Here is a 25,229-nt window from a genome sequence, read left to right as displayed (position 1 = left end):
TAGAGTGGGGGATCAACCCACCAGATCGCAAAGGCCGCCCATGCATAGCACCATTGAACAGATGCAAGCCGTCGTCGCCAAGGGCGATGCTGACGCCATTGCGCCGCTGCTGGCCGAGAATGTGAAGTTCCTGCCGCCCACCTATTGGAAAACCTGGACCGGCCGCGCGCCGGTGGCCGCAGTACTTGGCCACGTTGGGCAGGTGTTCAGTGATTTTCACTATCGCCGTGTGATGGGCGCAGACAAGGATTGGGCGCTGGAATTTCAGTGCAAGATTGGGGCGTTCGATGCTGTAGGCGTGGACCTGATAACGCTGGACAATGAGGGGCTTATCGCGACATTCGAGGTCGTCATGCGCCCGCATAAGTCTGTTGGTGCGTTGCGTGACGCGATGAACGCGCGGGTGATGAAAGACCCCGCATTCCTCGCGTTCAAAGATGCGCTAAGCTGATCCTAGACTTTCGCCCGCTCTGACGCGGGGTCGTAAAGCGGTTTGAGCGATACATCCGCCGCATACCGCGCACCCGCTACGTCAATTTCGTAATTTGAGGCCAGAACCTCGGGTGCGGTTTCACCCGCGCAGGGTACATAGCCAAGCCCGATGGCCCCGCCAAGGTGATGACCGTATGCGCCCGATGACAGATAGCCAACGATCTGCCCGTCGCGCAGGATTGGTTCGTTATGATAAAGCAGCGGTTCGGGGTCGCGCAGGCGAAACTGAACCAGACGCCGTTTCAGCCCCGCGTCCTTTTTGCGTAGAACCGCATCACGGCCAATGAAATCGGGTTTGTCTGTCTTCACGGCAAAGCCAAGCCCGGCTTCGAGCACGTGATCCTCACTCGTGATATCATGGCCAAAGTGGCGAAACGCTTTTTCAATCCGGGCGCAATCCATCATGTGCATCCCACAAAGTTTTGCGCCGATTTCCTGCCCGGCAGCGTGCAGCACCTCAAACGCATGGGACGCCATGTCAGTGCTGATGTAAACTTCCCACCCCAGTTCCCCAACATAGGTCACCCGGTGCACGCGGGCGAGGCCCATGCCCAGTTCGATGTCTTGTGCTGTGCCAAATGGGTTGGCTGCATTTGAAAAGTCGTCGGGCGATACCATTTGCATGAGCTTGCGCGCATTAGGCCCCATGACCGCCAAGACGCCCTCGCCCGCGGTCACGTCGGTGATCACCACGTTGAAATTGTCGACATGACGGCGCAGCCATGTTTCATCTGCCAGCCGCGTCGCGGCAGGCGTGACGACAAGATAGGCTGTCTCTGACAGACGGGTCACGGTGACATCTGCTTCGATTCCGCCGCGCGGATTGAGAAACTGGGTATAGACAATCTTGCCCACCGGCACGTCGAATTGCCCGCCGCCCACGTGATTGAGGAAGTCACAGGCGTCACGCCCTTCGACTCGAATTTTACCGAAGCTCGACATGTCATAAATCCCGACATTGTTCCGCACCGCCCGCAATTCATCCCCGACGTTGTCAAAGAAGTTCTGCCGTTTCCACGAGTATTCATAGACAGGGTCTTGCTCCGGACGTGCAAACCAGTTTGCACGCTCCCATCCAGCCAATTCGCCCATGACTGCACCGTTTTCCAGCAACTGATGGTGAAAGGGCGTGCGCCGCACACCGCGCGCCGTGGCCTTTTGCCGGTAGGGGTAATGATCCGCATAAAGCAGGCCCAATGTCTCCTTGGACCGTTCAAACAGATAGCGCCGATTGCCCTGAAACGGCTGCATCCGGGCGATATCCACATCGCCCAGATCAAAGGGTTTCTGACCGGCGTCCATCCACTGTGCCAGCGCCATACCCGCGCCGCCCGCCGACTGAATGCCGATGGAGTTGAAACCCGCGGCAACCCAAACATTGTCCATCTCGGGCGCTTGACCAAGGTGGTAGGCGTCATCGGGGGTAAAGCTTTCGGGGCCGTTAAAAAACGTGTGTATCCCCGCCTCGGCCAGCATCGGCATCCGGTGAACAGCGCGCTCCAGGATCGGTTCGAAATGATCGAAATCCTCGGGCAGCTGGTCAAATTCGAAGTCCGCAGGGATATCGAGCCGCCAAGGCTTCGCGTTAGGTTCAAACGCGCCCAGCAGGACTTTGCCCGCGTCTTCCTTGTAGTAGGCACATTCATCGGGCACGCGCAGTACCGGCAGTTGCGTCAGCCCTGCAATTGCCTCGGTCACGATATAGAAATGTTCGCAGGCGTGCAGCGGGACGTTCGCACCCAGCATCCGGCCCACGCCGTGCCCCCACATCCCCGCGCAGTTCACCACCGCATCGCAAACGATGTGGCCGGTTTCCTCGCCGCGCTGCCAGTCGACGCCGGTGATGCGTCGGCCCACCCGGGTGACGCCGGTGACGGCGGTGCGTTCAAACACCTGCCCGCCGCGTTGCCGCGCCCCTTTGGCTAGCGCCAGCGCGATATTGGCAGGGTCGCCCTGCCCGTCCTTGTCGAGATAGACCGCCCCTTTCACCCCATCGATATTGAGGTGGCTGTATCGGTCTTTCACCTCTGCCGGGCTGATTTCCTCGACGCTCACGCCAAATGCGCGGGCCATCGCCGCCTGCCGGTAAATCTCCTCGCGGCGTTCATCGGTCAGCGCCACGGTGATAGAACCGCAGCGTTTGAAGCCGGTGGCGACACCGGTTTCGGCCTCTAGGTTGCCGTACAGTTCCTGAGAGTATTTTGCGAGTTTGGTCATATTGGCGCTGGCGCGCAACTGCGCGATCAGCCCCGCCGCATGCCATGTGGTTCCTGATGTCAGTTGTTTGCGTTCCAGCAGCACCACGTCCTGCCAGCCCAGTTGGGTCAGGTGGTAGGCCACTGAACAGCCGATCACGCCACCGCCAATGATGACGACGCGGGCTTGGGAGGGGACGCTGGACATCGCTTAGAACTCCAATCTGCGGTGGCGAAGTTTTCAAAAACTCCGGTACGTTTTCTATTCGAGAAAGCGGCTAAGCGCGCAGCCGTTCGTTATGTGGGTCCCAAAGCGGGGCGTCAGGTTGCACGACAGCGCGGCACATCTTGCCAAAGATGTTGATGTGCACTTCAGTGCCCGGAACGGCCACGTCACTGCGCAGCATCGCCAGCGCGATGGACCTGCCAACGCGGTAGCCCCACTCGCCAGAGGTGGTTTCCCCCACAATGTCGCCGTCATGCCAAACCGTCGACATATAAGGCGCGTCCTGATCGCCTGCATCGACCAGCAAAGTGGCGAACCGCTTGGTCACACCCTGTTGCCTCTCGCGCAGCATCGCCGCCTTGCCTGTGAAATCGTTGGGTTTGTCCAGTTTAACAAAACGGTCCAGCCCCGCCTGAAGCACACTGTAATCGGTGGAAAGATCGCCCTTCCACGCGCGATACCCTTTTTCAATGCGCAGCGAATTGAGTGCCCACATGCCAAAGGGTACGGCACCGGCATCCGTCAGCGCGTCCCATATCGCCGGGGCCGACGCCGGGGCGCAATGTACCTCCCAACCCAGTTCACCCGCAAAGGAGACACGGATCAGCGCGCAATCATGCCCTGCGACCTGCCCCTGCAGGCTGACCGAAAGCCATGGGGCGGTCAGGTCGTGATCTGTCAACGGGGCGAGCAGCTCGCGCGATGTCGGGCCAGTGACGAGCACGCATTCCACCTCGTCGGAATGGTCGGTAACGGTGATGCCGGGGGGCGCCTGGCGCGACAGATGCTCGGCATCGTGCCACTGCGCCGTCCCGGCGGTGATCAGCGCCACATCATCATCGCCGTGCACCATCACCGACATTTCCGTCACGACGCGGCCGCGGTCGTCGGGAAAATAGGCCAGGCCGATGCGCCCGGGTTTTGGCAGGGCGGAACAGCTCAGCCTGTCGACAAAATCGCGGGCGCCCGGCCCGGCGACTTTGATCCGGGTGAACCCCGAAATCGGCAGGATGCCACAGCCATCGCGCACGGCCTCGCATTCGCTTTGCACGCGTTTGGTCCAAGGCCCTTCGCGGTCCCAGGTTTGAGTTGCGGCCTCGCTGGTGTCATCACCCGGTTTGGCAAACCAGTTGGCACGCTCCCAGCCGTTATAGGCGCCAAAAACGGCGCCCGCGTCTTGCAGGCGCGCATGCAGCGGCGACTGACGTTTATCCCCCCCGGCAGCCCAGCGGTGACGTGGGAAGTGCATCGCGTATTCGTGGCCGTAAGTCTCGACTGCCTTGGCATCGCAATAGGCTTGATCGGCGTAATTGGTGTAACGGCGCGGGTCGACCGCCCACATGTCCCATTCGGTTTGCCCTTCGGTGATCCATTCCGCCAGCACCTTGCCCGCACCACCGCCTTGGGTGATGCCAAAGGTGAATACGCAGGCTTCGTATGCGTTTGGCACGCCCGGCATCGGGCCAATCAGCGGCAGGCCGTCAGGGGCATAGGGGATTGGCCCGTTGATCACGCGGCCCACGCCAGCGGTGCCTAGAATCGGCACCCGTGCCATTGCATCTTCAATGTACCACTCCAGCCGCTCCAGATCGTCGGGATAAAGTTGGAACGAGAAATCATCGGGCATCGGATCGTCCGGGGTGACCCAATGCGCACGGCAGTTGCGTTCATATGGACCGAGGTTCAGCCCGTATTTGTCCTGCCGAAGATAGTAGGAGCTGTCGACGTCGCGCAGCAATGGCACCTTGTGGCCCTGCTTTTGTGTCCAGTCCTTCAGCTCCGGTATCTCTTCGGTCAGGAAGTATTGATGTGACATGACGGTCATGGGAACGGTGCGCCCGCCGTGGGGTTTGAACCATTCCCCGACCCGCTGCGCGTAGTACCCGGCAGCGTTAACCACCTTCTCGCACCGGATATCGCCCTTGTCGGTGTGTACGATCCATTCGTCGCCATCGCGGCTGACGCCTGTCGCGGGACAGAACCGTTCGATCCGCGCGCCCATGTCACGTGCACCCTTGGCCAGCGCTTGTGTCAGTTGCGCCGGGTCGATATCGCCATCGTCGGGGTCGTACAGCCCCCCGGCCAAGTCATGCGTTTCGATGAACGGATACTTCTCGCGGATCATCGCGAGGTCCATCATTTCGAGGTTCAGACCCTGATAGTTGCCCATCGAACAGGCGCGTTCAAACTCCATCATCCGGTTTTTGCCATGGGCCAGCCGGACGGAGCCGGTAACATGGTAGTTCATCGGATAGCCGACTTCGCCCCCGAGCCGTTTGTAGAGGTCCAGCGAGTAACGCTGCATGTTCATCACAGCCCAGGAGGTGCTGAAACTGGGGCAATTGCCGGCGGCGTGCCATGTGCTGCCGGCGGTCAATTCGTTCTTTTCCAGCAAAACGCAATCGGTCCAGCCCGCCTTGGCCAGGTGATAAAGCGACGAAACACCGACAACGCCGCCGCCGATGATAACCACGCGTGCGGTGGTGGGAAAATCAGACATCCTTAGTCCCTTCGTCGTGCGGCAACTCGTAGTAATCGCCTTTGTCGGAGGTATAGATATGCCGCGTCAGGCGAAGGCCGGTGGCGCCGTCAACTGCACCCAGCGCGACGGCGGTGTCAGGATCACCGTTGCGTTTCCAGAACAAGAATGATCCGCAGGTGGGGCAAAAGCCACGCTTGGCGCCGTCGGATGCGGCGTACCAAGTGGGCGTACCCGAAATTGCCAGCCCATCGTCCATGACCTGCACCGAGGCCCAGTAGTGGCCAGATTGCTTGCGGCACTGGCCGCAGTGACAGGCGGCGGGATCACGCGAAACCGCAGCGGAGGTGAATGTGATCGCCCCACACAGGCAACTGCCTTTCAACATGTCATGTCCTTTCAGATAGGGGCGTCGCGACACCCAAGAGTACCCCGTAGATGATGAAACAGACCGCCATCACCCGGCGAAACCAGACGTTGAACACAGCCCCCAGCGCCGCGCGGCCAATACCTGCCCCCAGCGCAGTAAACCCGACATAGCTAAGCGCGGTGAGTGTCAGCGCGGTCGGCATGATCACCCCCATCTGCTGCCAAATTGGCACGTCCGGCTGCACGAGTTGCGAAAAGGCAGCGAGGTAACCCGCGACTGACTTGGGGTTGATCGTGGCGATAGCAAAGGCGCGCAAATAGACCGATGCCGCAGGGCGATCTTGCACCATTGGCGGGTTGCGCGCCGTCAACCAGCCGCGCAGCCCCAGAAAGATCAGAAACCCCGCGCCAATCAGCTTGGCCACCAGAAATGCCTCGGGCGAGGCGGCGATCAACGCAGTGACCCCAACCGCCGAAAGCAGCAAAAACAGCGTTGCCTGCGTCAGAATCGCCAGCACGCCGATCAGGGCACGGCGAAAGCCCAGGGTCATGCCGTTGGTGATACAGTTCACCGCATTTGGCCCGGGCGTGGTGACGAAAACCAGCCAGAACAAGGCAAAGATGATCCATGCGTCAAATGTCATGGCTCAATACACCGGTGGCGCGATGACCCAGATGGCCACAGCGGGTTCTGCACCGGGATTGGCCCAGCGGAACGGCTCGCCCCGTATGCGAAAGCTGTCACCGGGGGCGATGTCATGTGTGGTGCCTGCGATCTCGATCTGGAGCGCACCGGAGAGCAGGTAGCCGACCTCTTGGGTAGGGCGTGTTACGGCGGCCTTGATGCGGCTATGGGGCTGAAAGGTGGAATGCACCATCTCGAAATCATCGGTCAGGTCCGGGGACAGCAGTTCTTCTACCAGACCGGCAATGGCCGACCCAATGCGCCGCCGTGCGCCCGCGCGCACGATATAGCCTGCCTCATGCGCCGGAGCGGCGGCGTGACGGAACAGCATGGACACAGAGACCCCCAGACAGGCCGCGATATGGCGCAGATCGGTAATTGAGGGTTCGGATTTGTCGCGTTCAACCTGGCTGAGCCAACCAACGGAACGGCCAAGTGTTTCGGCCATGTCGCTCAAGGTCAGCCCACGTGCCTTGCGCAAGGCACGCAGGTCAGCGCCTAAAGTTTCGGAGATGTCGGGCGTGCTGTGCTGCATGTCGGCTCGTGAAAATTGGATATATAATTTCACGTTGACCGACTCGCGTGAAAAAATCCAGAACTATTTCACGGACGCGAAGCTTGTTTTCAGAATTGCACCAAGAGCGTCGGCATCGTTCTGCGTAAAGGCGTCTGGTTGGTTGCTGTCGATATCGAACACGCCCAGCAGCGTGCCCTGCCCGTTCCATACAGGCAAAACGAGTTCAGATCGCGTGGAGCTGGCGCAGGCGATATGACCCGGAAAGGCATCGACATCAGCCACAAGTTGCACCTGCTCCGTACGGGCCGCCGCCCCGCAGACACCGCGCGAAAACGGGATCACCAGACAACCGTGGCCGCCCTGATAGGGACCGATCTTGAGCAGTGCTGGTGCGGTCACACGGTAAAAGCCGGTCCAGTCAAAACGATCATCTGCGTGGTGCACTTCGCAGGCAACTGTCGCCATCAGTGCCACCGCGTCATCTTCGCCTTCGGTAAGGGCGGCAATGTTTTTTGCTAGGGTAGTGTAATCAACGTGCATGATGTGCCTGGGGGGGTAAGGGAACCACCGGAGGGCTGCCTGCCCCCCCCCAGCGCTCCGAGGATTGTTTATGGCCTGAAAGAAAGGGTCAGAGGCGTTCGATGGCGATTGCCGTGCCTTCACCACCGCCGATGCAGATTGCTGCAACACCGCGTTTCAGGCCACGCTTTTCAAGCGCGTTCAGCAGTGTAACCATGATCCGTGCGCCCGATGCACCGATAGGATGACCCAAGGCGCAGGCACCGCCGTTGACGTTTACGATGTCATGCGACAGACCCATTTCATGCATGAAAGCCAGGGGAACCACGGCAAAGGCTTCGTTCACCTCCCACAAGTCCACGTCTTCCTTGCGCCAACCGATCCTGTCGAGCAGCTTTTGTGCGGCAGGCACGGGGGCGGTTGTGAACAGACCGGGGGCCTGCGCATGGCTGGCGTGGCCTACGATGCGGGCCCGGATATTCAGACCTTGGGCTTTGGCGATGTCTTCGCTCGCCAGCACCAGCGCCGCCGCACCGTCTGATATGGACGAAGAATTGGCCGCTGTCACAGTTCCGCCCTCACGAAAGGCGGGTTTGAGTTGTGGAATTTTTTCCGGCCGGGCGCTGGCGGGCTGTTCATCGGCGGTGATGGTGGCGCTGCCCTTGCGCGAGGTAACCTCGACCGGCGCGATTTCGTCGGCAAATGCGCCGCCCGACTGCGCGTCGAGCGCGCGGGACAGGGAGGCAAGCGCGTAATCGTCCTGCACCTCGCGGGTGAATTGAAAGCGTTCGGCGCAATCCTCGGCAAAGGTGCCCATAAGGCGGCCCTTGTCATAGGCGTCTTCCAACCCGTCGAGGAACATGTGGTCAATCACCTGCCCGTGCCCCAGCCGCGCGCCACCGCGCATTTTCGGCAGGACATAGGGCGCGTTGGTCATGCTTTCCATGCCGCCCGCTACAATGACATCTGTCTGACCCAGCGCGATCTGATCGAAGGCGATCATCGCCGCCTTCATGCCCGATCCGCACATCTTGTTCAGGGTGGTGGCGGGCACGTCTTCGCCCAAGCCGGCCTTGAACCCGGCCTGACGCGCCGGTGCCTGGCCCTGCCCCGCAGGCAAGACGCAGCCCATCAGCACCTCCTGGACCTGTGCGTTCCCTGCCCCGTCCAAGGCCGCCTTGATCGCCATGCCGCCAAGGTCGGCAGCGGTGAGCGTTTCAAAAACGCCCTGAAATCCGCCCATTGGCGTTCTGGCCGCACCAGCAATTACTACATTGCGCATCATGGTCTCCTTGGTCAAAGCCGCTCATCAATTGGTAAGGATTTGCGGCTATCAGGTCTGATAACTTATGGGTCACGGGATTTGTCTATGGAAGTTTCTGCAAAAACTGAAGACCGCTTTTGCGTTGTCAGCGTCATGCATCAGCGTATTGATGCCGCAGCAGCGCTTGAGTTTAAAGAGGCGATGCGCCAAACCACCGCAGATGCCCCTAATGTCGTAATCCTAGATCTACACCGGGTTGATTTCATAGATTCCAGCGGGCTGGGTGCGATTGTCGCGACGATGAAGCACCTTGCACCGCAACGGTCGCTGGTTCTGGCCGGCCTGACGCCGGCAGTTGAAAAGGTGTTCAAACTGACGCGGATGGATTCCGTATTCAGTGTTTTCAACACATTGGACGCGGCACTGTCGGCGCAGAGCGTCTGAGCATGCACAGGCCGGGATGTTCCACTAGGCACTCTGCCACGCTGTTGCCTTTCGACGTCTACATTGAAAGCAGTGAATTTGCCGTGCGCGAGGCGCTGCGCAAGGTGCTGGATGGCCTTGATCCGCTGGGCCTTGACTTGGAAGAAGCCAGCACCGTGGAACTGGTGCTCGCAGAAGCGTTGAACAACATTAACGAACACGCCTATCCCGACCCGCAGGCAGCAGGGCTGATTCACATCCACTGCCTGCACAGCGCAGACGGACTGCACATTCGCATCAATGATGAAGGCTATGCGATGCCGGATGGTCAGGCGCCTCTCGGTATGGCCCAGAACTTGGATGTGCCAGACAGCGAATTGCCCGAAGGTGGTTTTGGATGGTTCTTGATCAGGGATTTGGCGAAGGACGTCTGCTATCATCGGGTTGGCAAACAAAATCAGCTAGATCTGCGACTTGCGGTGGCCATTCCAGCCCCGGCATAGCCTAGTGTCAGCGCCAGGCGTCAGCACCCCCAAATAAATCACACGGCCACACCCCAACCTGCGGAGGGCGTCCTGTGTTTTGAGGCACGGCATTAACTCATGAATCATGGGGAAAGGCGTTAACCCTGCCGCATTCCCGCCAGTGTAAATCAAGAAACGGCCTCACCTCGATCACATTTCCGCCTTGGTTGGGCTGCATACCTGCACTTGTAGCTGCATATGGCTTCCCTCGGCATCGCGTTTAATAGCCCCCACCCAGTGCGCGGTGCCGAGGAACTACTTTCCCCCTATCATGATTGGCAGCCCTGCAAAGGCAGGCTAGACTCTGCCAAGTTTCAGCGACAGGGGCAATATATGCGCGACTTTCACCTCCCCGGACGGTCACCCGTCCTAGCGACAAATGGCATGTGCGCCACGTCCCATCCACTGGCCGCGCGGGTCGCAGTCGATATTTTGGCGCGGGGTGGCAACGCAATGGACGCCGCTATCGCCGGCGCTGTCCTGTTGGGCCTTTGCGAACCTCAAATGACCGGGATTGGGGGCGACTGCTTTGTGCTTTGGTCCCCTGCGGGCAGCAATGACATTCAGGCACTAAATGGGTCCGGGCGCGCGCCTGCCGGCCTAAGCGCTGAGATGTTGCGCGCAAAGGGTGAAACGGCGGTGCCGTTGAGGTCTGCCCATGCGGTCACCATTCCCACCGCGATCGACGCTTTTTGCCACTTGTCTGACAGTGTTGGAAAACTGGGGCTGGACGCACTGTTGGCACCTGCGATTCATTATGCAGAAACCGGTGTGCCGGTCGCACCCCGCGTCGCCCATGACTGGGCGACTGATGCGGGCACACTGCAAGGCAAGGCGCGCAATCACTACCTGATCAACGGCAATGTTCCCCGCGTCGGCGATATCTTCCGCGCCCCCGGGCAGGCGGAAGTGTTGCGCCGGATCGCCAAACAGGGTCGGGATGCGTTTTATAAAGGGGAAATCGCCGACGACATGATCGCCAGCCTGCAGGCGATGGGTGGCACCCACACGGCGGCGGATTTTGCCGATGCGGTCTGTACCGAAACCATCCCGGTCCGTGGTCCCTACAAAGACATCGAAGTGGTGGAGCATCCGCCCAACGGTCAGGGGGCAACGGCATTGTTGCTGCTTAATATCTTGGGCCATTTCGACCTTGCCGGGATGGCGCCATTGGGCGCAGAGCGGCTGCACATCGAAGCCGAAGCGACAAAGCTGGCCTATGACGCTCGCAACAGGTTCTTGGCTGACCCCGAGCATACCACACGGCTAGAGCATATGCTGGCGCCCGAAACTGCGCGTTCGCTGGCGGGGCTGATCGACCCCGCCAAGGCGATGGCCTCGGCCACGAGGATCAGCGAAGCGGTGCACAAGGACACAATCTATATCACTGTGGTGGACGGTGACGGCATGGCCGTTTCATTGATCTATTCTATCTTTCACGGCTTCGGTTCCGGCATCGCATCGGACAAATTTGGCATCCTGATGCAGAACCGGGGGGCAGGCTTTAGCCTTGAGAAGGGTCACCCCAATGAATTGCAGGGCGGCAAGCGACCGATGCACACGATCATCCCCGGTATGATCTGCCAAAATGGCAAGGTCACCATGCCCTTTGGAGTGATGGGTGGTGCGTATCAGTGCTGTGGTCATGCGCGATTTGCGTCGAATCTAACGGATTTCGGCATGGACGCTCAGACGGCAATAGATGCGCCCCGCGCCTTTGCCGATGGCGATATCTTGAAGATTGAACGCGGGTATGCACCCGATGTCGTGCAGGCACTGGCCGACATGGGCCACAAGATCGAAATCCCGGAAACACCGATTGGTGGGGCGCAGGCCATTCGTATTCGCGATGACGGCGTGCTTGAGGGCGCAAGCGATCCACGCAAGGATGGTTGCGCGCTGGGGTACTAAGGTAAAACCGCAGGTAGGCGCACTGCCCGCCTGCGCGTTTAGTTCAGCTGAAAATGCAGCGGATAGGCCCCATCGGTGAAGGGGCCGAACAGATCGGGGATGTCCGGGTGATCCACAGGTTCCCCGGAATAATCGGCAACAAGGTTCTGTTCAGACACATAGGCCACATAGTAGCTTTGGTCATTCTCAGCCAGAAGATGATAAAACGGCTGCCCCTTGGTCGGCCGGTTCTCTTCGGGGATCGCCTCGTACCATTCCTCTGTATTGGCAAATTCAGGGTCCACGTCAAAGATCACCCCTCGGAAGGGATGTTTCTTGTGACGGACAATCTGCCCGAGGTGATATTTTGCGCGCGTACGTATCATAACATTGCAGCCCCTACCTTTCGTTAGTAGTCGTTTCAAGAGGCATTTGTCCAATCCTCCGGCACCATGCCGGGGAAACAGACTGTGAACTTGACAGTGACAGTGCGCCTAATCGTGGCCCTATACGCCTTAAAATCCACTCCGGACGCTACGCCTTCGCCGCGCTGCGTCGCGCAACGATTAGGTATTGGTGTTGCTGCCAGCTGAAAAAGTGCCGCCAATGCCCAACCTGTCGTCGGCAGGCTGGTGATATCCAAGTTGATGGCTTTCGGCACAATGCCGCTGTTGCGGTTCGCATTGCTGTAAAAATAGTGATGTGATGCCAGCGCAGAATCGGGTAAACTGCTGTAAAAAGCAAGAAACGACAAAAAAGCGAGAGGCAAATGAGCAAAACCCTTCGCGCATTGATAATTGTGCTGCTGGTGTCATCCTGCGGTGGCGGAGATACGTCAACGCCCCGTAATCTAGACGACGCATGCACGATTCTCAAAGAGCGCCCCGAATACTACAAGGCTTTCCGCGCCACAGAACGCAGGTGGGGAGTGCCGGTGCATGTGCAGATGGCCACTATCCATCAGGAAAGCAAATTTGTCGCTGACGCGCGCACGCCATTCAAATACGTGCTGGGCGTCCTCCCGATGGGGCGTCAGTCCAGCGCCTTTGGCTATTCGCAAGCGCTGGATGCCACCTGGGCAGAGTATCAAGTTGCCGAAGGCCGCAACCGGGCCAAGCGGGATCATATCCGCGACGCCACCGATTTTATGGGCTGGTACATGAACCAAAGCCGGGATCGTAACGGTATCGCGTTGCATGATGCACGCAATCAGTATCTGGCCTATCACGAGGGCCACACAGGCTTTGCCCGGCAAAGTTATAACAGTAAGGCGTGGCTGGTCGGTGTTGCGGGCAAGGTGGACGCCCGCGCGCAGATGTACCAGGCCCAGATCGCGGGCTGTCGTCTACGCGGCTGACCAAATATCAAAAAGCCCCGGCAATCATGGCTGGGGCTTTTTGCTTATTATGCAATTTAACTAAACATTCAGCGAGACTGTTTTGGCTTGCTGACATCGAACAGGCTGTTGGGTAGCGCGCCCCCAACATTCAGATCGCCCAGCACAACCGTTGTTTTGCTGCCATTGCCGTCGTTGATGATCCACTGGCGCAGTTGGACCGGGTTGCCCGTGAACTTCAACTGGATGTTGCCATACTCGGGATGTGCGGGGTCCTGAGCCGTGACAATTGTCGCCGTGCCGTCATAAGTATGGTTCGTCACCATCTTGGCACGGCCAAGATCAACCTTTTCAGCAAGGATGATCGACAGCGGTGTTTTCGAAAGCGGGTAGGTTTCAGCCGGCTGGTTCGACTTTTTATCATAGATAACAACGGTATTGCTACCTGCGACGACCAGTGCGGATTCGGGCGGGTTATACTCAAATCGGACCTTACCGGGCCGTTTGATATAGATCGTCCCGGTGCTGATAGACCCATCGTCGTTGATCTGGGTGAAATCACCTTTAGCCGTTTGCAACTGGTTCAGATAACCCGAAATTTCGCCAAGCGACAGTTGCTGCGCCATCGCCGCAAGGGGGGCGGTGACAGCCATACCGATCGCCAGGATCACAGAATTCAGAATACGCATATTTGTTTCCTTGGGTTTTGCCTCATGCTCAGACATAGGGCGCGGCGCGGTGATATGCGATATCATAGGGCAGATTTTCGCCTGCCCCTTGACCATCTCACAAAAAAACACCGCCGGGACTAGGGGCCCGCCGGTGTTTTGGCATGCTCAGATCACAAGGGGAGGAGGAGGTAAGCCTATCCCTGTTCTGGCACCAGAATTTCACGTTTGCCGACATGGTTGGCGGGCGACACAAGGCCTTGATCTTCCATCTGCTCTACCAGACGCGCGGCCTTGTTATACCCGATCGCCAGCTTGCGCTGAATGTAGGAGGTGGAACATTTCCGATCCTTGATCACTACCTGCACGGCAGTATCATACAGCGCATCTTCGCCGTCGGTATTGCCGCCAAGGCCGAGCACCGCGTCGATGCTGCTTTCGTTCTCCTCGGACGGGCCTTCGACCACGCCGCCGATGTAATCGGGTTCACCAAATGCCTTGAGGTGATTGACGATCTCTTCGACTTCTTCGTCGCTGACAAAGGGTCCGTGGCAGCGGATAATCTTGGCGCCGCCCGCCATATACAGCATGTCACCCATGCCCAGCAGCTGTTCGGCCCCCATTTCACCCAAGATCGTACGGCTGTCGATTTTAGACGTCACCTGAAACGAAATCCGGGTCGGGAAGTTGGCCTTGATCGTCCCGGTGATAACATCCACCGAAGGACGTTGTGTGGCCATGATCAAATGAATGCCCGATGCCCGCGCCATCTGTGCGAGACGCTGGATGCAAGCTTCGATCTCTTTACCAGCGACCATCATCAGATCGGCCATCTCGTCCACGATCACGACAATATATGGCAGTGTTTCGGGCTTGAACTCATCTGTCTCAAAGATCGGCTCGCCGGTGTCTTCGTCAAACCCTGTCTGTACGGTGCGGCTGAACATTTCGCCCTTGGCCAGCGCTTCGCGCACACGGCCATTATAGCCTTCAATGTTGCGCACGCCCATTTTGGACATCTTGCGATAGCGCTCTTCCATCTCGCCCACAGTCCATTTCAGCGCCACAACCGCCTTTTTCGGGTCGGTCACAACTGGGGACAGCAGGTGCGGGATGCCGTCATAGACGCTGAGTTCCAGCATCTTTGGGTCGATCATGATCATGCGGCATTCTTCGGGCGTCAGTTTATAGAGCAGCGACAGGATCATCGTGTTGATCGCCACGGATTTACCCGACCCGGTGGTCCCCGCGATCAGAAGGTGCGGCATCTTGGCAAGGTTGGCAACGACGGGGTCGCCACCGATGTCCTTACCCAGGGCCAGCGGCAGGCGCATATTGCTGTCGCCAAAGTCACGCGCTGCGAGAATTTCGCGCAGCACGACTTTTTCGCGGTGTTCATTGGGCAGTTCAATGCCGATCACGCTGCGGCCCGGCACGGTCGATACCCGCGCCGACAACGCCGCCATCGAGCGTGCGATGTCGTCGGCCAGACCAATCACACGGCTGGCCTTGAGACCCGGCGCTGGTTCAAGCTCGTACATGGTGACAACGGGGCCAGGGCGCACGGCGACGATCTCACCCTTGACGCCATAATCATCCAACACGGTTTCCAGCATCCGCGCATTTTCTTCCAATGCCTCATCGCTGAGGTGCAGGCGCTGCACGGTTTCCGGGCTTTCCAAGAGGTTGAGCGGTGGCAACTCGAAACCGGGATGCGTGTCTTCAAAGGTAAGGGTCGGCTGTGCCTCTGCCCGCGCTTGGCGTGATGGCTGGACAGGCTTGCGTACCGGCTGCTGCACGACCTTGCGCGGCTCAGCGATCGGAATTTGGATCGTCTCGGCCACGGGGGTCTCTTGCAATGGCAACACTTCGTCCGGCATTTCCGGTTCGATCATTGTGGTAATCGGTTGCTGTTGCAGCTGCGGTGTTGCAGTCAGCGGTGGTTCTGCGCGCGCGCCGCCGGTCAATGGCGGTTCTGCCCGCAACCGCGCACCGGGCGCAGTGCTCAGCACCAATGGATCAGGCCCCCTGCCCCGCCCGCGGGTCAGCGGCGCAGTGGTGGGGGTGTGGAGCGCTGTGGTGCTGCGCACACGGTTCTTGATCACGTCGGCAATCTTGCTTTTGATCCGTTCCTCGCCGGGCGCTTCATCGACCACGGCATCGCTATAGGTTTCGATCAGTTCCGGTTCGGGCATCGCATCGGGGCGTTTGATCAAACCTGGCATCCGGCCAAGAAGACTGGTTTTTGGGATCGCCTGTTCGATGGGCATCGGCGCTGCCTGCCCATAGTTGTTTTCGGACCAATTGTATTCGGGCTGGCTTGCGGCAAAGTCTGTCGCATCTTCGGCCTCTTGGCGAAGGCGTTCGCGACGGTCGGCATGGCGTGCTGACATGTTCTGCGCGGCCATCACGGCACCGTTGGCACCGCGGCCCAACAGGTTCATCAACCCAGCGTAGGCCATGATGACGCCAATCAGCAAAAACCGCAGGATGCGGCCCAGCTCAACCTTGGTAAAGCCCAGCACGAATGCGCCCAATGCAAGGATAGCGACGCCCATCAACAGCGACATCAGCTTGACCGTAAAGGTCGAACCAATTGGTAGGATCGTGAGCATCGCCCCCATCACGGTATCGCCAAACAGACCGCCCAGACCAAAACTATGCGTCTGAAGCCACTGCGAATCTGGCGTCAACGTCGCGGCATAGATGGCCCCCAGGGCCACAGCAATCGGCGCAAATATCAGGCGCGCGATGGCGCGGTCTTCGCCTCTGTGCAATGCAAAACGCACACCCCAGACCAGCAGAACCACGGCAATGCCCCAAGCGCCCCAACCCACAATCATAAACAGAGGCGCGGCAATCGACGCACCCATCCGGCCCATCCAGTTCTGCACCGGCGCATCTGTGGACACCATCCAGTTGGGGTCATCGGGCGTGTAGCTACCGATCATCATCGCGGCCATCACACCCAGCATGATCAGCGCCAGGCCCAGCAACTCCTTGCCGCGCTTTTCAATCGCCTCGGCCATGTTGCTGTCCAGCAATGGATCGCGTCCCCGTGTCTGATATGCCATGCGTCGTCCCTCGTTTATGTCGAATACAGACAGTCACGGATCGCTTCCAACCCGCGCGTCGTTTCGTCTTTTGGGGCCACTAACGCGACCCTGATATATGTCTTGCCGGGGTTTTCCCCGTTCACATCCTGCGCCAGATAGCTGCCGGGTAGCACCCGCACGCCGGTTTCGCGCCACAGCTTCAGCGCTGCTGCCTCGTCATTCTCGACCGGAAGCCACAAAAAGAAGCCGGCCTGCGGGCTGCTGTAGCCCGGCACATTGCCCAGAATACGGTCCGCGATCTCGTATTTCTCGCGGTACAGGTCGCGGTTTTCGCGCACGTGCTCTTCGTCAGACCACACGGCTGCGGCAGCCTGTTGCAGCGGCAAGGGCAAGGGCGCGCCGGCGTAGTTGCGCAACTGCTTCATCTCGCGGATCGTACCGGGGCCACTGGCAACAAAGCCAGAACGCAGGCCTGGAAGGTTCGAACGCTTCGACAGAGAGTGAAAGATCACCACGCGGTTACGGTCGGTGCCCAGATCCTTGACCACCTCCAGCGCGCCCGTCGGCGCCGTGTCGCGGTAGATTTCTGAATAGCATTCGTCGGCAAAAATCAGGAAATCGTATTTCTCGGCCAGCGCGATCAGGTCGGCCCAGTATTCTGCCGTTGCCACAACGCCTTGCGGGTTCGCAGGCGAACACAGATAGGCGGCTGTGGTGCGGCGCAATACTTCTTCGGGCAGGTTGGCAAAATCGGGCAGATGCCCCGTTTCTGCGGTGGCTGGCACCATCACCGGCTCGGCACCGCCAGAAATCGCCCCGATCATATAGACCTGGTAAAAAGGGTTCGGCATCAGAATGGCAGGTTGTTCACCATTCTTTGTCTCCGAACACAACGCCATGACAGCGTTATACAGCCCTTCGCGCGTCCCGTTCAGGGCCATTACTTCGGTATCGGGGTCCATATCGACCGCGTAGCGGCGTTTGATCCAGCCGGAAATGGCCCGGCGCAGTTCGGGCGACCCTTCGTTCGGTGGATAGCTGTTAAAGCCCGCAGCGTTCTGGACGATCTCATCCGTGACCCAAGCAGGAAATTCATGCTTGGGTTCACCAATGGTCATGTGAACCGGCACACCGCCACCCTCGTGCGCATCCAACAATGCGCGCAGGCGCGGCCATGCATGGGCCGGAAGGTTCGAAAACCGCTCAGGAAACATCATTTAAACTGCCTCAGGTCGGGATCATTATCGCCCCGTTTGTTTCAAGCTACCTAAGGCCAGCGCTTTCGTCCAGAAAAACCGGGCGATGATGCTGCACTTGTGGCTTTTTGGTCGTGGTGCTTCGCGCCCATTTACAACGGCTTAGCGCAGGGCTTCCTCTACAGCGACGCCCAGGCGCAACAGTTGTTCCTCCATGTTGGGGGCGCACATCAGTGAAAGACCGCAAGATGCCACATCAGTTGGCAGGGTCAGCGCGCATAGGCCCATCAGGTTCGCTATCCGCGTATTGCGCAGCGCCATAAGGTTCTGCGCAAGATAGTAGTCATGATCATCGCTCAGGCGCTGCAAATTTGGCGGCAACATCGCTGCGGTGGGCACCAGCACCGCGTCATAGCCTGCCACGGCCCGGTCATATCCTGCGCGCGCCAGATCCAGCTTGGCCCAAGCCGCGACATAATCCGGCCCGGAAAATCCCTTACCCAGCCGAAACCGCTCAAGAATTTCAGCAAACATCGCATCGGGGCTGGCTTCGATGATGTCGCGCCAAAGGCCGTAAGCCTCGACGGTATAAAGACACGAACTCAGCGGCATCGCCTCGTCCACCTCTGCCACGTCGATATAGTCGACGGTGGCGCCGGCGTCCTGAATACGCTCGACCGCGCCTCGAAAGGCCTCGGCGGGGTCATCCGCGATGTTTTCCATCACGACGCTGCGCAGAACGGCAAAGTGTCGGCCTTCCAGATGGGTGTCTTGCAGGTCCGCAGGTTTGCTGCCTTCCAGCATCGCCAAAAGCAGGCCCGCATCCTCGACTGAGCGGCAGATCGGGCCGACCGTATCAAATTTTGCCGCCAGTGGCACCACGCCCTGAAGCGACAGTCGGCCCGCAGTGGTTTTCAGCCCAACAAGATCGTTCCATGCCGCCGGAATACGCACCGAACCGCCAGTGTCAGAGCCGATTGCCGCCGCAGCCAGACCAAAAGCCACAGAGGCCGCCGCGCCAGAAGACGACCCACCGGACACTGCCGTTTCATCATTGATGCACGGCGATGTGGCCGTGCTAGGGTTATGTCCCAGGCCAGAGAAGGCCAGTTCGCTCATATGGGTTTTGCCCAGGCAAACCAGCCCCATCGCGGTGGCATTTACCAGCACCTCGGCATCGGCATCAGGCACCCGACCCTCAAGCAGCTTTGACCCAGCTTCGGTGGCCGTTCCGGCAGTATCAAATAGGTCTTTCCAGCTGATTGGCACGCCGTCGAGTAGCGACAGGCGATGCCCAGCGGCAGCCCGTTCCGCCGAAGCGCGCGCTTCGGCCAATGCGCGGTCGGGGGTCACGCGGGCATAGATGCGGTCGCGCATCGGATGCGCGTCGATGGCATCCAGATAGGTCTGGCAGAGGTTCACCGGGTCAATTTCCCCCGATGCGATCCCGCGCCCCAGATCCGCCGCCGTCATTTTCAACCAATCCTGCATCGAACGTCCCCTTGGTAATTTGGTCGGAAGGTAGCGACCGTTCCGCGCATGGACAATCCCTGCCGGGCAGTCATATCAAGGGGCATGGATTTTGACAGCGACATAGCGATCATCGGCGGCGGGTTGAACGGGCCCGCCTTGGCTTTGGCCCTCGCAAAGGTGGGGCTGCGCGTGACGCTTATCGACGCGCTAGAGGTGAAAACCCGCAAGAACGCCGCCTTCGATGGCCGGTCCTACGCGCTGGCGCTGACCTCAGTGCGTTTGTTGCATGGCCTCGGCCTGTGGGATGCTATTGTCGACCACGCCCAACCGATGCTGGAAATCAAGGTGACGGACGGGCGCGCGGGCGAAGGCCCGTCGCCGATGTTCATGCATTTCGACCACGCCGAGATCGAAGAAGGTCCGATGGGCCACATGGTCGAAGACCGCCATCTGCGCCGCGCCTTACTGGACGCCGTCAAAGCCACGCCCGAGGTGACCTCATTGAACGGTCAGGCGGTCACCGCGCAACAGGTCGATGCCACCGGCGTCACGCTGACTTTGGAAAGCGGTCAAACACTGCGCACGAAATTGGCAATCGGGGCGGATGGGCGTGCCACAGGGACCGGACAACGGGCTGGCATCAAACGGATCGGCTGGGACTATGGCCAGACCGCTTTGGTTTGCGCGCTGGAACACGAATTGCCCCACCACGGAATTGCGCATCAGTTTTTTATGCCCCCCGGACCACTGGCAATCCTGCCCCTGACCGGCAACAGATCGTCTATCGTCTGGAGCGAGACCACGGCCAATGCCGCATCTATCCACGCCCTGCCGGACGCTGAATACATCGACGTATTGCGACCCCGTTTCGGCAGCTTTCTGGGCGACATCTCACTGACGGGTGCGCGGTTTACCTATCCTCTGGGTCTGTCGCTGGCGCATACCATGATCGCGCCCCGTGTGGCCCTTGTCGGGGACGCCGCGCATGGCGTGCATCCGATTGCGGGTCAGGGATTGAACGCGGGCCTGCGCGACGTTGCTGCACTGGCGGAGGTCATCGCAGATGCCACTCGGCGGGGCGAAGACCCCGGCAGCGACGCGGCACTTGCGCGGTATCAGGAATGGCGGCGCTTTGACAACACCGCGCTTGCACTGGCGACAGACAGTTTCAACAGGCTGTTTTCAAACGATAACCCCATGATCCGCTTGGCGCGAGATATCGGCATGGCGGCCGTCAACGCATTGCCCGGCCTGCGCCGGAACTTTATCCGCGAGGCCGCTGGCCTGACCGGGGAACTGCCGCGCTTGATGCAGGGTGAACCCCTTTAAAGCGGTCGGGCCTCGTCCACCAGCATTATGGGGATGCCGTTGCGGATCGGATAGGCCAAACCGGCGGCTTTCGACACAAGCTCCTGCTTGTCGGCGTCATAGCTCAGCGTCGTCTGCGTGCGCGGACAGATAAGCGCTTCCAGCATACGGCGATCAAATTGAACCGTTGTTTCACTCATTGCATCAGCCCTTCTTCTTGCCCGCCGCGCATCGAAAATTCGATCAGCGTAACCAATGTTTCCCGCCGCGTCTCAAGCGAAGGCGCCTCGAGCAGCGCCTGTTTATCCTCGGCTTCGAAATCCAGCATCATCGAAAGGGAATTGATCAACAGCTCGTCGTCCGCCTCTTTCAAAGTATCCCAATCCGCCGACAGACCGCGCGCGTCAAAATACCTGCCAAGCAGATCAAGAAAGCACTCACGATCAAAGGTATTATCAGCCTCGTCTTTGCCCAAATCACGATCAAAGCCGTCCCAGTTCACATCGCAGCGGCGGTAGGGGCAAAAACCTTCAATTTCGCTCACCACGCGAAAGCGCGAAACACCGCCGAGGGTGATCATATAACGGCCATCTTCGGTTTCGGAAAACTGGGTGATCCGTCCGGCACAGCCGATGGTATGCAAGCCAGGCCCGTCGCGCCCCGGAACCGGGTTGGGCTGCACCATGCCGATCAGACGCGCATCGGTCTTCAACGCATCTTCGACCATCTGCAGATAACGCGGCTCAAATATATGGAGCGGGAGGCGCGAGCGCGGCAACAGCAACGCCCCAGCCAAGGGGAAAATCGCGATGGTGTCTGGCAATTCTGCGGGCTTGATCATGACATGGGACGTAGTGCGCCCAACTCCTCAGGCAAATATCATCGACGACAGTTTGCGACGACCATTCAGCACAACCGGATCATTTGGCTTAAGGGCTTCAAAGATCGTGAAAAGCTGCGCTTTGGCGGCCCCGTCGTTCCAGTCGCGATCCTTGCCAAACAGCGTCAGCAGATGGGTTACCGCACCTTCGGCATCACCATTGGCATAGAGTGCCTGCGCCAGATCAAACCGTGCCTGATGGTCTTGCGGATTGGCCTCGACCTGTTCGGTCAATTCTGCAACGGGGCCTGCATCAGCGGCCTGCCGCGCAAGGACGAGTTGTGCATGGGCCGCTTCCAGCTCTGGCGCCTTGGAAATTTCAATCGGCGCACCGTTCAACAATGCCTCGGCCTGGTCCAGATCACCCATCGCAATATGGGCACGCACCAACCCGCCGTAAGCTCCGGCATGTTTACCGTCCTCGTCCAGAATGGCGGCAAAGGTCTGGGCCGCATCCGCTGTCGCGCCTTCGGCCAGCATTTCATCCGCAGCCTCGACGGCATCGGCCAGCGTATCGCCGGGTGCTTCGCCACCGCTTGCCTTGATCACCTTGTCAATGAACGCCAAAATCTCGGACTGCGGCAGCGCGCCCTGAAATCCATCAATCGGCTGGCCCTTGTGAAAGGCATAAACGGTCGGGATCGACTGAATCTGTAACTGGCCCGCAATTCCCTGCGCCTCGTCCACATTGATCTTGACCATTTTGACGGCGCCTTTGGCGCCGCGCACGGCGTCCTCCAACATCGGGCCGAGCGTCTTGCAAGGGCCACACCACGGCGCCCAGAAATCAACGATTATCGGGGTGGTTTGCGATGCTTCGACCACATCGGCCATGAATGTCGCCTCAGTCGTGTCCTTGATCAGGTCATCTGCCGGGGCTGGTGAAAGGTTTAGATCCATCATGTTGTCATCCTCGCTTGGTCGCATTTAACTTTATATGGACGTGCGCCACCGTGATTCAAAGATCAAAAGTAGCAAATACCGGCGCGTGGTCGCTTGGTTGCTGCCAACCGCGCGCGGCGCGCACGATGTGGCTGGAATGACCGGCCTGTGCAATGTCGGATGTCGCCCAAATGTGATCAAGCCTGCGGCCCTTGTCCGCCGCATCCCAATCGGCAGCGCGATAGGACCACCAACTGTAAAGATTTCCCTCGGGCACATCCTTGCGCGTGATGTCGACCCAACCGCCCGCATCCTGCGCAGCTCCCAGCGCTTCGACTTCGACCGGGGTATGGCTGACCACCTTTAGTAGCTTTTTGTGATCCCAGACGTCATCTTCGCGCGGCGCAATATTCAGATCGCCCACCAGAATTGATTTCTCGGGCTTTTCTGCATGAAACCAGTCCCGCATTTCTGCAAGGTAATCAAGCTTTTGGCCAAATTTCTCATTGATGCTTCGGTCCGGCTTGTCGCCCCCGGCCGGGACGTAAAAGTTGTGAACGGTTGTGCCGTTGTCTAGCGTCGCGGCGACGTGGCGCGCATGGCCCAGCGTGGCGAAATCCTGATCACCCGCATCGACCAACGGCAGCTTGGACAGGATCGCAACGCCATTGTACCCCTTCTGGCCCCGCGCCACCATGTGAGTGTAGCCCGCCGCGCGAAAGGCCTCTACGGGGATCTTGTCGACCGGGCTTTTGCATTCCTGCAAACACAGAACGTCAGGCCCATGTTCTGCCAATAGTTTCAGTACCAGAGGTTCGCGCAGGCGCACCGAATTGATGTTCCAGGTGGCAAGGGAAAAGGACATGGTGCTGGCTCCGGGCTTTGGGTACGGCGGCACCCTAACGCGTGCCGCCGCCCGGTGCCATGGCGAAATCAGACGCCGTTTGGCGCCAACATCACCTTGCCGTTACGCGCCCCCGCCCAAGAATATTTGGCGGCGTCGGCGATCTGATCCAAAGTAAAATGCCGGTCGATGGGGGCGTGCAACGTACCCGCCGCAACCGCGCGCGTCAGCGATTGATAGACCGATGTGCGCGCCGCCTTGTCCGCCCGCTCAAACCATTTCACCAGCCAGAAACCGTGGATATGGATGTCGTTGAAGATCAAGGCACTGACGTCGATGGCGCATGCCTCGTTGGACATTCCGCCATAGCTGACCAGCGTGCCACCGCTTTCCAGACAGGCCCCCAATCTACCGAATGTCGTACCGCCCACCGCATCGACGGCCAATTTCATCTTGGCCCCGGTCGCGGCCTTGACGTCGCGCACGAGGTCGGGCCCATCGACCAACACCACATCGGCGCCCAGCTCTTTCAGCCCGGCAATCGCGCTTTCGCGGCGCACGACATTGACGACGTTTATTCCGCGTTCCCGTGCGAGCTGAACAAGATAGCTCCCTACCGCAGAATTCGCGGCAGACTGGATCACCCAATCGCCCGGCTGCAAATCGACGTATTCACTCAGGAGCAAATGCGCGGTGGCCGGGTTGACCATCAACATCGAAAGCTGATCGAGATCACCATCCGGCAATGGCACGAGGTGACGCGGGTCGCAAACCAACTCGCTGACCCAAGTCCCCTGCCCTGCTGGCAACAGCACAAGCTGCCCCGCACCCTCGCCTTCGACGATGCGGCCCAAGCCCTCGTTGCCCGCCACCGCTGGCAGCGGGGGTTTAACGCCGTAGTTTCCGGTAACCTGAATCAGGTCTGACGGGTTAATCGGCGCGCGCAGCACCTGTACCCGCACCTGCCCCTGCTCCAACGCCTGTTGTGCTACCTCGACAACTTGCAGCACCTCTGCCGGGTTGCCAAAGCGTTCGTAGATTACCTGTTTCATTATGTGATCCTTTTTGTTGGGGCCATTCTGCCTGCGGTACAGGCTGCTGACCAGCCCCGCGCCGCTACGTCATCCCCTGTGGCCATCAGGCAAAAAAAAGGTCGGGCACAGTGGCCCGACCAGTCCAACAGGGAGGAATATGCCTATGCCCGGGCATAAAAGTCGGGTTCAAACCGATCGGCAGGTCATGAAAACCCCGCCTCTCGGGTTTCCAACCAACTCGGGCTGGAAAGGTTCCCGGTGTCAGGCCATCAGACGATAGCCGCCGGATTCGGTAACCAACAGGCGCGCGTTTGACGGATCGGGTTCGATCTTTTGGCGCAGGCGGTAAATATGGGTCTCAAGCGTGTGTGTGGTCACACCGGCATTGTACCCCCAAACCTCGTGCAGCAACACGTCGCGCGGCACCACCCCATCGTTCGAGCGGTAGAGGTACTTGAGTATATTGGTTTCTTTTTCGGTCAAACGCACCTTCTTGTCGTCTTCGGTGACCAAGACTTTCATAGAAGGTTTGAACGTATATGGCCCAAGCTGAAAAACTGCGTCTTCAGATTGCTCGTGCTGACGCAGTTGGGCGCGGATGCGCGCCAAGAGCACGGGAAATTTGAACGGCTTGCTGACGTAGTCATTGGCGCCTGCATCAAGGCCCAGAATGGTATCGGCATCGGTGTCATGGCCTGTTAGCATCACAATCGGGCTTTTGACCCCCTGCTTGCGCATCAGGCGGCACAGCTCGCGCCCGTCTGTATCAGGCAGGCCGACGTCGAGAATGACCAGATCATAAAGCGCCTCTTTCACGCGGGTCATCGCATCGGCGCCATTGGCCGCTTCGAAGACATCAAAATCCTCGGTCATGATCAACTGCTCGCTCAGCGCCTCGCGCAGATCGTCGTCGTCGTCAACAAGCAGGATTTTCTTTAGCTGGGCCATGGGGTTCTCCGTCTGCGGTGA

25 protein-coding genes are annotated in these 25,229 nt (G+C 59.3%); 6 read left to right on the top strand and 19 right to left on the bottom strand.

The features are described from left to right. Positions 1–40 precede the first annotated feature (40 nt). Entirely contained in the window at positions 41–451 is a 411-nt protein-coding gene (locus tag AC1965_RS01885; RefSeq protein WP_483885618.1) for a nuclear transport factor 2 family protein, read from the top strand. 2 nt (positions 452–453) lie between these two features. Here AC1965_RS01885 and AC1965_RS01880 read toward each other — a convergent pair whose 3' ends face one another. The 7 genes from AC1965_RS01880 to AC1965_RS01850 all read right to left on the bottom strand — a co-directional run bounded on the left by AC1965_RS01880 (position 454) and on the right by AC1965_RS01850 (position 8,764). Then, entirely contained in the window at positions 454–2,895 is a 2,442-nt protein-coding gene (locus tag AC1965_RS01880) for a GcvT family protein (RefSeq protein ID WP_483885617.1), read from the bottom strand. Between the two features lie 70 nt (positions 2,896–2,965). Continuing rightward, the gene (locus AC1965_RS01875) at positions 2,966–5,413 is read right to left on the bottom strand and encodes a GcvT family protein (RefSeq protein ID WP_483885616.1); all 2,448 of its coding nucleotides are present in this window, start codon (positions 5,411–5,413) and stop codon (positions 2,966–2,968) included. Further along, positions 5,406–5,780, bottom strand: a complete 375-nt coding sequence (locus tag AC1965_RS01870) for a GFA family protein (protein ID WP_483885615.1) — start codon at positions 5,778–5,780, stop codon at positions 5,406–5,408. Before AC1965_RS01870 ends, AC1965_RS01875 begins: the two co-directional genes overlap by 8 nt. 1 nt (position 5,781) lies before the next feature. Then, positions 5,782–6,405 carry a LysE family translocator gene (locus AC1965_RS01865; RefSeq protein WP_483885614.1) on the bottom strand — a complete coding sequence of 208 codons (624 nt, stop codon included), beginning with the start codon at positions 6,403–6,405 and terminating at the stop codon, positions 5,782–5,784. A gap of 3 nt (positions 6,406–6,408) precedes the next feature. Beyond that, positions 6,409–6,981 carry a helix-turn-helix domain-containing protein gene (locus tag AC1965_RS01860; protein WP_483886959.1) on the bottom strand — a complete coding sequence of 191 codons (573 nt, stop codon included), beginning with the start codon at positions 6,979–6,981 and terminating at the stop codon, positions 6,409–6,411. Between the two features lie 63 nt (positions 6,982–7,044). After that, positions 7,045–7,503: a GAF domain-containing protein gene (locus AC1965_RS01855; protein ID WP_483885613.1), complete on the bottom strand. Its 459-nt coding sequence runs from the start codon at positions 7,501–7,503 to the stop codon at positions 7,045–7,047. A gap of 88 nt (positions 7,504–7,591) precedes the next feature. Then, positions 7,592–8,764, bottom strand: coding sequence for a thiolase family protein (locus AC1965_RS01850; RefSeq protein ID WP_483886958.1), 1,173 nt, complete (start codon positions 8,762–8,764; stop codon positions 7,592–7,594). A gap of 87 nt (positions 8,765–8,851) precedes the next feature. Between AC1965_RS01850 and AC1965_RS01845 the strand changes: the two genes are divergently transcribed. The 3 genes from AC1965_RS01845 (at position 8,852) to AC1965_RS01835 (ending at position 11,604) form a co-directional block, all read left to right on the top strand. Further along, on the top strand, positions 8,852–9,190 hold the full coding sequence (locus AC1965_RS01845) for an STAS domain-containing protein (RefSeq protein ID WP_483885612.1): 339 nt from the start codon (positions 8,852–8,854) through the stop codon (positions 9,188–9,190). Positions 9,191–9,234: 44 nt separating this feature from the next. Then, entirely contained in the window at positions 9,235–9,672 is a 438-nt protein-coding gene (locus AC1965_RS01840) for an ATP-binding protein (protein WP_483885611.1), read from the top strand. A gap of 354 nt (positions 9,673–10,026) precedes the next feature. Then, positions 10,027–11,604, top strand: coding sequence for a gamma-glutamyltransferase family protein (locus AC1965_RS01835; RefSeq protein WP_483885610.1), 1,578 nt, complete (start codon positions 10,027–10,029; stop codon positions 11,602–11,604). Positions 11,605–11,642: 38 nt separating this feature from the next. On the opposite strand, the gene hspQ is transcribed toward AC1965_RS01835, so the two are convergent. Both hspQ and AC1965_RS01825 read right to left on the bottom strand, forming a co-directional pair. Next, positions 11,643–11,969, bottom strand: a complete 327-nt coding sequence (gene hspQ, locus AC1965_RS01830) for a heat shock protein HspQ (protein ID WP_483885609.1) — start codon at positions 11,967–11,969, stop codon at positions 11,643–11,645. A gap of 35 nt (positions 11,970–12,004) precedes the next feature. Continuing rightward, positions 12,005–12,337, bottom strand: coding sequence for a hypothetical protein (locus tag AC1965_RS01825; RefSeq protein WP_483885608.1), 333 nt, complete (start codon positions 12,335–12,337; stop codon positions 12,005–12,007). 15 nt (positions 12,338–12,352) lie between these two features. On the opposite strand from AC1965_RS01825, the gene AC1965_RS01820 reads away from it, so the two are divergent. Beyond that, positions 12,353–12,940, top strand: coding sequence for a transglycosylase SLT domain-containing protein (locus tag AC1965_RS01820; RefSeq protein WP_483885607.1), 588 nt, complete (start codon positions 12,353–12,355; stop codon positions 12,938–12,940). 68 nt (positions 12,941–13,008) lie between these two features. Here the strand turns inward: AC1965_RS01820 and AC1965_RS01815 are convergent, their stop codons facing one another. From AC1965_RS01815 to AC1965_RS01800, 4 genes are all read right to left on the bottom strand, one after another. Continuing rightward, positions 13,009–13,608: a LolA family protein gene (locus tag AC1965_RS01815; RefSeq protein ID WP_483885606.1), complete on the bottom strand. Its 600-nt coding sequence runs from the start codon at positions 13,606–13,608 to the stop codon at positions 13,009–13,011. A 176-nt stretch (positions 13,609–13,784) separates the two neighbouring features. After that, complete coding sequence (locus tag AC1965_RS01810) at positions 13,785–16,661, bottom strand: DNA translocase FtsK (protein WP_483885605.1); 2,877 nt, start codon at positions 16,659–16,661, stop codon at positions 13,785–13,787. A 14-nt stretch (positions 16,662–16,675) separates the two neighbouring features. Next, on the bottom strand, positions 16,676–17,857 hold the full coding sequence (locus AC1965_RS01805; RefSeq protein ID WP_483886957.1) for an aminotransferase class I/II-fold pyridoxal phosphate-dependent enzyme: 1,182 nt from the start codon (positions 17,855–17,857) through the stop codon (positions 16,676–16,678). A gap of 144 nt (positions 17,858–18,001) precedes the next feature. Further along, a complete protein-coding gene (locus AC1965_RS01800) occupies positions 18,002–19,330 on the bottom strand; it encodes an amidase (protein WP_483885604.1) in 1,329 nt (442 codons plus the stop codon). An 84-nt stretch (positions 19,331–19,414) separates the two neighbouring features. On the opposite strand from AC1965_RS01800, the gene AC1965_RS01795 reads away from it, so the two are divergent. After that, positions 19,415–20,641 carry an FAD-dependent monooxygenase gene (locus AC1965_RS01795; RefSeq protein ID WP_483885603.1) on the top strand — a complete coding sequence of 409 codons (1,227 nt, stop codon included), beginning with the start codon at positions 19,415–19,417 and terminating at the stop codon, positions 20,639–20,641. Here AC1965_RS01795 and AC1965_RS01790 read toward each other — a convergent pair. From AC1965_RS01790 to AC1965_RS01765, 6 genes are all read right to left on the bottom strand, one after another. Then, complete coding sequence (locus tag AC1965_RS01790; protein ID WP_483885602.1) at positions 20,638–20,820, bottom strand: Trm112 family protein; 183 nt, start codon at positions 20,818–20,820, stop codon at positions 20,638–20,640. The two genes, AC1965_RS01795 and AC1965_RS01790, sit on opposite strands and share 4 nt — an antisense overlap. Continuing rightward, positions 20,817–21,461, bottom strand: coding sequence for an LON peptidase substrate-binding domain-containing protein (locus AC1965_RS01785; RefSeq protein ID WP_483885601.1), 645 nt, complete (start codon positions 21,459–21,461; stop codon positions 20,817–20,819). Before AC1965_RS01785 ends, AC1965_RS01790 begins: the two co-directional genes overlap by 4 nt. A gap of 27 nt (positions 21,462–21,488) precedes the next feature. Next, positions 21,489–22,403, bottom strand: coding sequence for a thioredoxin (trxA, locus tag AC1965_RS01780; protein WP_483885600.1), 915 nt, complete (start codon positions 22,401–22,403; stop codon positions 21,489–21,491). 55 nt (positions 22,404–22,458) lie between these two features. Further along, the gene (locus AC1965_RS01775) at positions 22,459–23,247 is read right to left on the bottom strand and encodes an exodeoxyribonuclease III (protein ID WP_483885599.1); all 789 of its coding nucleotides are present in this window, start codon (positions 23,245–23,247) and stop codon (positions 22,459–22,461) included. A 68-nt stretch (positions 23,248–23,315) separates the two neighbouring features. Further along, positions 23,316–24,278, bottom strand: a complete 963-nt coding sequence (locus AC1965_RS01770; RefSeq protein ID WP_483885598.1) for a zinc-dependent alcohol dehydrogenase family protein — start codon at positions 24,276–24,278, stop codon at positions 23,316–23,318. A gap of 243 nt (positions 24,279–24,521) precedes the next feature. Beyond that, positions 24,522–25,208, bottom strand: a complete 687-nt coding sequence (locus AC1965_RS01765) for a response regulator transcription factor (RefSeq protein ID WP_483885597.1) — start codon at positions 25,206–25,208, stop codon at positions 24,522–24,524. Positions 25,209–25,229: the final 21 nt, after the last annotated feature.

The sequence above is a fragment of the Sulfitobacter sp. KMM 9851 genome (assembly GCF_057178245.1).
Note: the sequence above shows the minus strand (reverse complement) of the source record. Positions and strands in the feature narration are given on the sequence as shown.